The sequence below is a fragment of the Streptomyces sp. JJ38 genome, from assembly GCF_019303475.1.
In the GTDB taxonomy this organism is placed as follows: Bacteria; Actinomycetota; Actinomycetes; order Streptomycetales; family Streptomycetaceae; genus Streptomyces.
The window spans coordinates 1-950 of the sequence record NZ_JABLSI010000021.1 but is presented as its reverse complement, the minus strand read 5'-3'; the positions used below and the strand labels follow the sequence as shown (position 1 = coordinate 950).

Annotated in this window: 2 pseudogenes; both read right to left on the bottom strand. The window is 77.3% G+C overall.

The window, feature by feature from the left end:
* Positions 1–75 (bottom strand): annotated as a pseudogene (locus tag HPT28_RS26895) (roadblock/LC7 domain-containing protein); the annotation flags it as partial.
* A gap of 9 nt (positions 76–84) precedes the next feature.
* Positions 85–950, bottom strand: a pseudogene (locus HPT28_RS26890) (histidine kinase); the annotation flags it as partial.

The window sequence follows — 950 nt, the reverse complement described above, 5'->3', positions numbered from 1 at the left end:
CGTGTGCGACACCCCCGGGGTGTTCTCCACGAAGTTAGTGATCAACCAGTTCAGATTGTGCGCCGCCTGGCTCATCGGACTCAACTAACGCTCCTGCCGGTACGTGGGGCCTGAGCCCCGGTTGGTGCTGTCCGAGGCACCGCCGGCCTCGCGGCCCTGCTGGATGCCTCGACGGAGGTTGGTCAGCCGGCCGCGCACGTCGTCGGGAGCGCGGGATACCTGCGGACCCGAGCGGGTCTCGTTCTGCTGTTGCGCGGTACCCGCGACGAGGTTCGCACGGGGTACGCGGCGCGGCAGGCCGGAGGTGGTGATACCCCCGGCGGCGGGCTCGCGGACCTGTTCCGCGCGGCGCCACCGCTCGTCGTTGGGCGAGGCCTGCCAGGAGGCCTCGGCGGGAGGCGGACCGTCGGCGTGCCCGTTGGCCCGCTCCTGCGGGCCAGGGGCGGAACCGGGGGCCGACGGCCCGTGGTCCGGCTCGGCCTCCCGGCTCGCGCGCCGGGAGGAGAACCAGTTGGACTCCATCTCCTCGAATATCGGCGTCCGGGCGGACGCCGAGGCCGTCGGGGCGATGGGCAGGTCCAGTTCGCTGGTGTCGTCCGGCCTGGCGGACGGGGCCTCCGCCCGGCCCGCGGGCAGGGGCGGCAGCGGGTGCCCCCCCGTGGTCTCGGCGTCCCCGTGGCCGCGCGGGGCCTCCCGGCCGGAGCCCCGGCCGTCGGGTATCTGCTCCGCCGTGTCCCGTGCCCAGCTCGGACGCTGCCCGCCCGCACGGTCGCCCGGTGGCTGCTGCTGGCCCTGGGCCGGAGGCCGACCCTGGCCCTCGGCCTGCTGGGCGCGGGTGGGCAGATCGGCGACGGGGCGCGGCGCGGGCGGCGGCGTACCGGGGACGCCCTGGGGGGCGGCCGGTCGGTTGCCCGCGCCGTGGGAGCCGGGGCCGCCGGCGGCGCCGGGGC